Genomic DNA, 8,686 nt, shown 5'->3' with positions numbered 1-8,686 from the left:
CACGCCGCCAGCGTTCGTCCTGAGCCAGGATCAAACTCTCCAAGAAAGTTGATTAGCTCATTTTGTTACGTTGGCTTAGTTTCTTAATTGAAACTAAAAATTTTGTTTGTTTGCACGATTTTGTTTGTTTAGTTTTCAAAGATCAATTTCTCATTCGCTCGTAAGCGACTTTATTAATTTATCATATCCAACACCTTAATGTCAACAACTTTTTTAAAATCTTTTTTTTCGTTGGTTGACTCTCTCGATGAGGACGAGATTTAATATAACATGATAAATAAATGTTTGCAATATAATTTTAAAAGTTTTTTTGAAAAGCTCATTCTTATTACTAAGGTAAGGACCATATAAAAAACATGGAAATGTAAAACTAATTGTTATAGCCTTTTTTGATCCTTCTTATCATATAATAAATAGACAGTTATTGATTAATAGTGAATAATTTCCATAATTTATAAAAATATAAGTTCCCACTTGTTCTTCCATTAGATACTCGTTTATGTGTAGAATCAACATAGGAAAACCTTTAATTTTTTCCAATGCTCAATATTTTCTACCACCACAACAAACAAAACTTCAGTCAACAGACTGTGTAATTGGACGTGAACCTTAGATGAGTAGTATCGATATCCATATATTAATTAAGTTAGGTGTTTCTGCTGTTTTTGGCCTTATTATCGGCCTAGAACGAGAATTAAAAAGGAAACCAGTTGGACTTAAGACAAGTCTGGTTATCTCGGTTGTGAGTTGTTTGCTTACAATTGTATCGATTGAATCGGCGTATATGTTTCCTAATTCGGATAATGTCAAAATTACAATGGACCCTCTTCGCTTAGCAGCACAGATTGTTTCAGGAATTGGTTTCTTAGGTGCGGGTGTTATCCTAAGACGGGGCAATGATAGTATTTCAGGATTAACTACTGCTGCCATGATATGGGGAGCCGCAGGAATTGGCATAGCTGTCGGAGCTGGTTTTTTCATAGAGGCATTTGTTGGTGTTGCACTACTTATGATTAGTGTGGAATTTGTTCCATTTTTAATGAAGATCATTGGTCCGAAACAATTACGGGAAAAAGAAGTCATGTTGCACTTGTTTATTAGAGATCAAAATCAAATTGATAAAGCCATTTCTTTCTTATTAGATAAAAATTATATTGTTCGTAGACTTAAGATTAAAGATTTAGACAACGGGGACCATCTTGTTCAAATCTTAGTTGCAGTGGATTACCGTGAAAAGACAACCGATGTGTATTCCTCTGTATCGAATTTAGAAGGTGTTCAGAAAGTTGAAATCGAAAGTATTGGCTAGAAAAAAATTTATGTTAAATCAAAATTTTCTCTTGCAAGATAATAGCAATACAGATATAATTTTTCTTGTACCAATAAACTGGGGGATTAGCTCAGCTGGGAGAGCGCTTGCATGGCATGCAAGAGGTCAGGGGTTCGAGCCCCCTATTCTCCATATTTCGAAAACCTTTGCGCTGCAAGGGTTTTTTTTATTTCTCTGATTTACAAAATAACATCCAACCCTCTCAATTATTTCTCCTAATAAATATTTTATGGGTATTTTTACCTTTTTAAAAAATTTCCTATTGCAAATTCCCTTCTCAATATAATAAAATCGAAAATGTAATTTAAAAATTTAGAAAAATCTGTATTTAAAGGAGTGAATTGTAAAAAAATTAATTTCTTCCGGTATAATTACCGCCACGATCTATTTTTCCTCAACAAATGACCAATCAGCATTGTCTTTTATTTGACCTCAGATTTGAACAAAGGGTTTTTATATGAGAGGGGGAACTACCATTGGAGGCAAAAAAAACTAAGGTTAATTCTGAAAGCGATTACACCGCAATTGTTCAATCATCATCATTTCAAAAATTACTCTCCGAAAAGAAAAAATTCATCGTGCCAATCACCATATTCTTTTTTTGTTTTTATTTTGCATTGCCTATATTAACTTCCTATTCGACAGTGTTAAATCATAAGTTTATCGGAAGTATAACATGGGCATGGGTCTTTGCTTTCTTACAATTCGTCATGACATGGGTTTTATGTATGCTTTACTCGAAAAAAGCAGCAAGATTTGATGAATTAGCTAATAAAGTCATCCAAGAAGGGGGGACTAACTAATGAATACAGCTGCATTTACTATGTTTCTATGTATCGTTTTTGTCACGTTAGTGATTACATACTACGCTTCAAAACGGACGAAAAATGCAAGTGAGTTCTACACGGCTGGCGGAGGTCTTACTGGCTGGCAAAATGGACTTGCCATCGCTGGGGATTATATGTCCGCTGCATCCTTCCTTGGAATTGCAGGGGCAGTCGCCTTAACGGGATTTGATGGCTTCTTTTATAGCATTGGTTTCCTAGTTGCCTATCTTGTTGTACTTTATTTGGTAGCTGAACCTCTAAGAAACCTCGGAAAATATACCTTTGCAGATATGATTGCTGCAAGATTTGATGCAAAAAAAGTGCGTGGTTTTGCCGCCATGAACACGGTAACCATTTCGATTTTTTACATGATTGCTCAGCTAGTTGGTGCAGGTGCACTTATCAAATTATTATTAGGCTTAGAATATACCACATCCGTTTTAATTGTTGGCGTACTAATGACTGTATACGTTATTTTTGGAGGAATGCATGCAACAAGCTGGGTCCAAATCATTAAAGCCGTTCTATTAATGGGTGGTACCTTAGTCATTTCTATTATTGTCTTTGCCAAATTTAACTGGAGTATTACCGATATGTTTGCACAAATGAAAACTGCAACACCGTTAAAGGAGACCTTCTTAAATCCTGGCGTAAAATACAAAATTGGCCTTGATACGATTTCGTTAAACATGGGACTAGTTCTAGGAACAGCTGGTCTGCCCCATATTCTTGTTCGTTTCTTTACAGTAAAGGATGCCAAAACTGCTCGTTCCTCAGTCGTTTATGCCACATGGATCATTGGGATTTTTTACGTTATGACCATTTTTCTTGGTTTCGGCGCGGCAGCTTTTGTAGGTAACAGTACAATTGTTGCAGCTAATCCGGCAGGAAATATGGCTGCTCCGCTTTTAGCCCAAGCTCTTGGTGGAAATATGTTATTTGCTTTTATTTCAGCAGTCGCTTTTGCAACTATTCTGGCTGTTGTTGCTGGCCTTGTTCTAACAGCTGCCTCAGCGTTTGCCCATGATTTCTATAACGTTATCCTTAAAAAGGGAAAAGCAACAGAAAAGCAGCAAGTGGGTATGGCACGCTGGGCAGCAGTTGGAGTTTCTGTCATATCTATTATACTTGCGTTAGGTGCACAAACTCTTAATGTCGCCTTCTTAGTTTCACTTGCCTTTGCCGTCGCAGCGAGTGCAAATTTACCTGTTATCCTGTATACAATTTACTGGAAACGCTTTAACACAACCGGTGCCGTTTGGGCTATGGTGGTTGGGCTTATTTCAGCAATCGGCTTAGTGCTAGTCAGCCCGAATGTATTCAGCCCTGAAATTGGAAAAGCTATTTTTGTAGGTGAGCCTTGGTTCCCGTATACAACTCCAGGAATTGTTTCTATTCCACTCGGATTTATTGCGGGCTATCTTGGAACTATTTTCTCAAGCCAAAAAGCCGATGTAAAAAGATATGAGGAAGTACTGGTTAAATCGAATACTGGCATTAGAATTGGTAGTTAAATAAGCGAATGGGACTGAATCATTTTCAGTCCCATTTGTTTTAAAAATGTATATTATCTTGGTCCTTTTCTTCCTGGACCTGTTTTCGTACTATTTCTTCCTGAAGTAACGGTTTGGGACCTTCTTTCAGAGCTGCCTTTTCCTCCAGACCTATTTTCCCTTCTACCTGTATCGTTTCGATTTCGTGATGTCCTTGATCCTGCTTTACTCATTCCACGTTTATCTTTATGAACTGTATTACGTTCTTTTTTAACGTCTTCTGTTTCGGATTTCTCTTCGCTATTACTCATATTTTGTTTTGGAATAATGATGTTTAACTCTTGTTCAATCGTTTCGAGCATAGGCCTGTCCGCCGAAGAATAAAAGGTAATTGCAAGGCCTGTCATTCCAGCTCTGCCTGTTCGGCCAATTCGATGAACATAACTGTCAGAATCTTCTGGGATATCATAATTAAACACATGCGTGACGCCTTCAACATCAAGTCCTCTCGCCGCCACATCTGTAGCAATTAACAATTGCACTTCGGCATCCCTAAAACGCTTCATCACTCGTTCTCTCTTCGCTTGAGACAAATCACCATGCAATTCATCGCAAGAAAAGCCATTTGCTTTCAGGACATCAAAAAGTTTACTTACTCTTCGTTTCGTCCGACAAAAAACTACTGCTAAATAGGGACGATACATTTCCACTAATTGAATAAGCGTGGCTTGTTTAGCACGATCCGTTGTATGAATCGCAATCTGCTTAACATTTTCAGCGGGTCCTTGTGTTTTTTCTACTTGAATATATTCAGGCTCACGCATATGCTTTTTTGCTAGTTTGCGAATTTCAGGCGGCATTGTTGCTGAAAACAGCATCGTTTGCCTGCTTGCTGGAGTTTCTCTAATAATATCCTCCACTTCATTAAGAAAGCCTATATGGAGCATTTGGTCTGCTTCGTCTAAAACAAGGAAGGATATTTCCGATAAACGGATGGTTTCTCTTCTAATATGATCTAAAAGTCGGCCAGGAGTCCCAACAACAATCTGCATTCCCCTCTTTAATTTTTTTAACTGTTTATCGACATCCTGCCCGCCGTAGACAGCCAGGACATCTACACCGTTAATGTCTGCTATCAATTTTTCAATTTCATCTGTAATTTGCAGTGCTAATTCTCTGGTTGGAGTCACGATAAGCGCTTGAACCTGTTCTGCATCATGATTAATTTTTTCAAGTATCGGTAGAATAAAAGCAAACGTCTTCCCTGTTCCCGTTTGCGCCTGTGCAATTATATCGTTACCATTCATCACAAATGGAATCGCTTGTTCTTGAATCGGTGTCGGTTTTGCTATACCGTGGCCGCGTAATTTATTCACTAATGTTTCTGAAATACCCAATTTTAAAAAATCCGACAAAAAAACCCCTACTTTCATTTTTAACCTATCCATTTATTTTGATTGTTTATCATTCCAATTGCAAATATACTTTTCCTGTCGTTATTCAAAAAAATATATAAATGTTTAGACATTAGTTGCCTTTTTCTTTTAAAACAACTATAATTTTTGTATTACAATACAATACCAACTTATTTCATCGGAATAGTAAACTTTGGAGGTGGAGAATATTATGAACCAAAACAGTTTTCTCATCATGCATGGCCTAGGCGGGAGCGGCCCCGATCATTGGCAAACATGGCTGGCTCAAGAATTAACACAAAGGAATCATCATGTTTGTTACCCAACTTTCTCTAACTTTGATTCACCTAATAAGAATGTCTGGTTGGAGGAACTGTCCGCTACGATGAAGACGATTCCTGAGGAAAATAAATTAACGATTATCACACACAGTCTAGGATGCTTGCTATGGCTTCATTATGCCTCTACTCTAAACAAACAAATTGCCAAACAAGTTATACTCGTTGCACCGCCATCTCCATCACATATTCTCACTGAAGCGAAATCCTTCTATCCGGTACCGGTGGATGGAAACCATTTAATGCGAACATCTGTGGAAACATTATTTGTCCATTCATCAAATGATCCCTATTGCAGTTTGGACGATTCAAAAAACTATTTAAATCTCGGGCTGCCTTCCGTTACCATACCAAATGCTGGTCATATTAATACGAAGTCCGGACACGGGGAATGGCCATGGATCTTAGATTTATGTCTTTCTCGTAAAGAAATTGTTCAATATTGATAAAAAGAAGGAGTGAGACATCACTCCTTCTTTTTATTGACGTTACTTCTATTCTAAGCCATTATATAAATTAATTTTATCTGTTTTATCAATCACAATTAATCGATTATATAAATATTTCAAGGAGGAAATACATTTGGATTTGCATCAGTTGTATGTTTTTACAAAAGTGGTTGAACACAAAAGCTTTTCAAAAGCAGCAGATGATATTTTTTTAAGCCAATCAACCGTTAGCTCTCACATCCAAGCATTAGAAAAGATGTTAAATATGAATCTTTTTGATCGTGTCGGAAGAGAAAGTATTCTTACTCCTCAAGGGGAACGCTTATATCAGTGGGCACTCAAGCTTTTGCTCATTAAGGACCAAGCATTGCTTGACCTAAAAGAGGGGATAACAGACCTCCGTGGAATGATAAGGATCGCAGCGAGCTCTGTTCCTGGGCAATTTATGGTTCCGCGAATGGTCAAGCAATTTAGAGTACAGTATCCTGAAGCGACGTTTCATATCAATCAATCTTCCTCAAAAATTGTGGCCGAAAAGGTTTTAAATGGATCTGTTGATGTTGGGATACTGGGTGATAAATACGAAAACGATAAACTTCACTATATTCCTTTATTAAAAGAAAAATTAGTCTTAATTACATCGAACCAAAACGAGATTGTGGGACCTGTCAATATCGAGGAAATTTTAGATTATCCATTTGTGATGCGTAATTCTAGCTCAGGAACGAATGCTCTTTTGGAACGTTTCCTTAAGAAAAGTAAGATTCATAAGGACAAATTAAATATCATTGCTTATATAGAAAGCGGTCAGAGTTTAATGCAATTTGTCCTACAGGATATTGGCATTTCGATTATATCTGAAATTGCTGCAAGCGAATATTCCTCTAAAAATATGCTTAAGATGCATGTTATAAATGGCTTTGATGACGAAAGATATTTTTATCTTGTTTACAACATTAATAAAACGCAATCACTCCTATCAAAATTATTTATTGAAGGTGCCTTGGATATGGTTGGCGGTGACCACACAAATTGGGCTGAGTAAATACTCAGCCTATTTTATTTTATCAAGGAACAGGGTATTACGGTTTCAGGATAACTTTAATACAATCTTCCATTTTTGTATCAAATACTTCATACCCATGTTTTGCTTGGTCCAAGGGCAGTACATGGGTGATAATGTCCCCAGGGTCAAGCTTTCCTCCATTTATCATATCGTATAGGAACGGCATATAAGGAATAACTGGGGCCTGTCCAGTCTTAATATCCACGTTTCGTTGGAAAATATCTCCTAGCGGAAAAGCATTATATCGACCGCCATATGCACCTGTTATTTGAATGGTTCCGCATTTTCGGACTGCTTGACTAGCAATGACAATCGCGCCCATCGCCCCACCATGAAGTTTCATGCCCGAAGCAAGAAATTCAAGCGGTGTCCATTTTCCATCCATTCCGACTGCATCAATCACGATGTCTGCCCCGCCTTGGGTAATTTCCTTTAGATATTCTCCAGTGTTAGCATGTTGTTCAAAATTAACAATTTCCACCTTATTTGTTCGTTTGGCATGCTGCAAACGGTAATCAATATAATCAACTGCAATCACTCGTTTTGCACCATTTAACCATGCAAATTTTTGGGCTAGCAATCCCACCGGACCGCAGCCAAGAATAATAACCGTATCACCATCTTTTACACCAGCATGATCAACACTCCAATAAGCAGTTGGAGCTGCATCAGCAAGTAACGCTAGTTTTTCATCTTCCACCTCACAATTTTCTGGAATCTTAAATGGGGTGAAATTCCCATATGGGACGCGCATGTATTCAGCCTGCCCCCCTGCATAACCACCGGTTAATTCAGAATAACCGAAGAAACCTCCAATTTCTCCATGAGGATTGGAATTATCACATTGACTTGTTAGGTCATTAGTACAATACCAACAATGACCGCAACTAACATTGAATGGAATTATCACTCGGTCACCTTTTTTAAGTTTAGTAACTTCTGGGCCAACCTCTTCGACTACTCCCATCGGCTCGTGACCAATAACATAGTCTGTTGGCAAGCTTGGAATCATCGCATGAATTAAATGTAAATCGGAACCGCATATCGCTGAAGAAGTAATTTTCACAATGATATCATCAGCATTTTTTATTTCTGGATCTTTGACCTCTTTTACTTGAACATTTTTTATGCCTTGGTATGTAACTGCCTTCATTCAGTTTTCTCCCTCCTATTATTTGTTTGGCGTCGCGAACATGCCAAGGCGGTCCGTATCGTTAGGGAAAAGGTTTAATTGGGCAATTTGCACGGCTGTTTCAGCAGACTTCAAATCAATAGGGAATTGTTCCTTTAGATTATGAGGATGAAGCCAGCCCTTTTTAACCATTAAGTCAGAAATTTCCGTGTGCAAATCAATCGCTGCTTCCATTTGTTTATGTAAAGCCCTTCTAAGTTCAGGATTGGCGGTTTCGGTTATCGCAAACCCGTAGTTGCGTATTCCTGTTTTCACGGCCAGTAAAAAGTCCATGGCAAAAGCTGAATCTGCCAAGTCCGGCATTCCTTCTGCGTTCCTTGGATCTAAATAGTCATCCAATTTTTCCACCTCACTTATTGTAGTAGTTGGCTTTGTTTATAGAAACCGATAAGTTCATTAATATCTTTAATCGTTTGCTGTACATCTTTTTGCATCAGTGCTTTTAGTTCATTATCGAAACAGAGTCCTTGCATTAATTTTGATTTAAGCAAGCAAACCGTTTTAAAGTTTAGAATTTCATGGGTTTCCATCGTTTCATGTAAACCCAAGCTACCCTCCTCCATATAAACACCTCCA

9 protein-coding genes and 1 tRNA gene are annotated in these 8,686 nt (G+C 37.8%); 6 read left to right on the top strand and 4 right to left on the bottom strand.

Features of this window, described 5'->3' with window-relative positions:
• Positions 1–613 precede the first annotated feature (613 nt).
• The 4 genes from J7E77_RS19695 (at position 614) to J7E77_RS19680 (ending at position 3,671) form a co-directional block, all read left to right on the top strand.
• On the top strand, positions 614–1,309 hold the full coding sequence (locus tag J7E77_RS19695) for an MgtC/SapB family protein (RefSeq protein ID WP_214716594.1): 696 nt from the start codon (positions 614–616) through the stop codon (positions 1,307–1,309).
• An 80-nt stretch (positions 1,310–1,389) separates the two neighbouring features.
• A tRNA-Ala gene (locus J7E77_RS19690) sits at positions 1,390–1,462 on the top strand.
• Positions 1,463–1,806: 344 nt separating this feature from the next.
• Positions 1,807–2,133 carry a DUF485 domain-containing protein gene (locus J7E77_RS19685; RefSeq protein ID WP_214716593.1) on the top strand — a complete coding sequence of 109 codons (327 nt, stop codon included), beginning with the start codon at positions 1,807–1,809 and terminating at the stop codon, positions 2,131–2,133.
• Positions 2,133–3,671 carry a solute symporter family protein gene (locus J7E77_RS19680; protein WP_214716592.1) on the top strand — a complete coding sequence of 513 codons (1,539 nt, stop codon included), beginning with the start codon at positions 2,133–2,135 and terminating at the stop codon, positions 3,669–3,671. Before J7E77_RS19685 ends, J7E77_RS19680 begins: the two co-directional genes overlap by 1 nt.
• A gap of 53 nt (positions 3,672–3,724) precedes the next feature.
• On the opposite strand, the gene J7E77_RS19675 is transcribed toward J7E77_RS19680, so the two are convergent.
• Positions 3,725–5,065 carry a DEAD/DEAH box helicase gene (locus J7E77_RS19675; RefSeq protein WP_214716591.1) on the bottom strand — a complete coding sequence of 447 codons (1,341 nt, stop codon included), beginning with the start codon at positions 5,063–5,065 and terminating at the stop codon, positions 3,725–3,727.
• Between the two features lie 211 nt (positions 5,066–5,276).
• Here J7E77_RS19675 and J7E77_RS19670 point away from each other — a divergent pair, with 211 nt between their 5' ends.
• Positions 5,277–5,849, top strand: a complete 573-nt coding sequence (locus J7E77_RS19670) for an RBBP9/YdeN family alpha/beta hydrolase (RefSeq protein WP_214716590.1) — start codon at positions 5,277–5,279, stop codon at positions 5,847–5,849.
• A 136-nt stretch (positions 5,850–5,985) separates the two neighbouring features.
• Positions 5,986–6,897, top strand: a complete 912-nt coding sequence (locus J7E77_RS19665) for a selenium metabolism-associated LysR family transcriptional regulator (RefSeq protein ID WP_214716589.1) — start codon at positions 5,986–5,988, stop codon at positions 6,895–6,897.
• 37 nt (positions 6,898–6,934) lie between these two features.
• Here the strand turns inward: J7E77_RS19665 and J7E77_RS19660 are convergent, their stop codons facing one another.
• Genes J7E77_RS19660 through J7E77_RS19650 form a run of 3 tightly spaced genes read right to left on the bottom strand, consistent with a single transcriptional unit; the run spans position 6,935 to position 8,673 of the window.
• Positions 6,935–8,071: a zinc-dependent alcohol dehydrogenase gene (locus J7E77_RS19660; RefSeq protein ID WP_214716588.1), complete on the bottom strand. Its 1,137-nt coding sequence runs from the start codon at positions 8,069–8,071 to the stop codon at positions 6,935–6,937.
• Between the two features lie 18 nt (positions 8,072–8,089).
• Positions 8,090–8,449: a spore coat protein gene (locus J7E77_RS19655; RefSeq protein ID WP_251028125.1), complete on the bottom strand. Its 360-nt coding sequence runs from the start codon at positions 8,447–8,449 to the stop codon at positions 8,090–8,092.
• A 14-nt stretch (positions 8,450–8,463) separates the two neighbouring features.
• The gene (locus tag J7E77_RS19650) at positions 8,464–8,673 is read right to left on the bottom strand and encodes a spore coat protein (RefSeq protein WP_214716587.1); all 210 of its coding nucleotides are present in this window, start codon (positions 8,671–8,673) and stop codon (positions 8,464–8,466) included.
• Between the last annotated feature and the right edge of the window lie 13 nt (positions 8,674–8,686).

It is taken from the genome of Bacillus sp. ISL-77, assembly GCF_018613105.1.
The sequence above is the reverse complement of the archived record's forward strand: the minus strand, read 5'-3'. Positions and strand labels throughout refer to the sequence as shown.

What these genes read in the sequence shown, in the direction of transcription:
- J7E77_RS19670 (WP_214716590.1), top strand. Translation starts at nt 5,277, where the DNA reads ATGAACCAAAACAGTTTTCTCATCATGCATGGCCTAGGCGGGAGCGGC.
- J7E77_RS19650 (WP_214716587.1), bottom strand. Translation starts at nt 8,673, where the DNA reads ATGGAGGAGGGTAGCTTGGGTTTACATGAAACGATGGAAACCCATGAA.
- J7E77_RS19695 (WP_214716594.1), top strand. Translation starts at nt 614, where the DNA reads ATGAGTAGTATCGATATCCATATATTAATTAAGTTAGGTGTTTCTGCT.
- J7E77_RS19680 (WP_214716592.1), top strand. Translation starts at nt 2,133, where the DNA reads ATGAATACAGCTGCATTTACTATGTTTCTATGTATCGTTTTTGTCACG.
- J7E77_RS19660 (WP_214716588.1), bottom strand. Translation starts at nt 8,071, where the DNA reads ATGAAGGCAGTTACATACCAAGGCATAAAAAATGTTCAAGTAAAAGAG.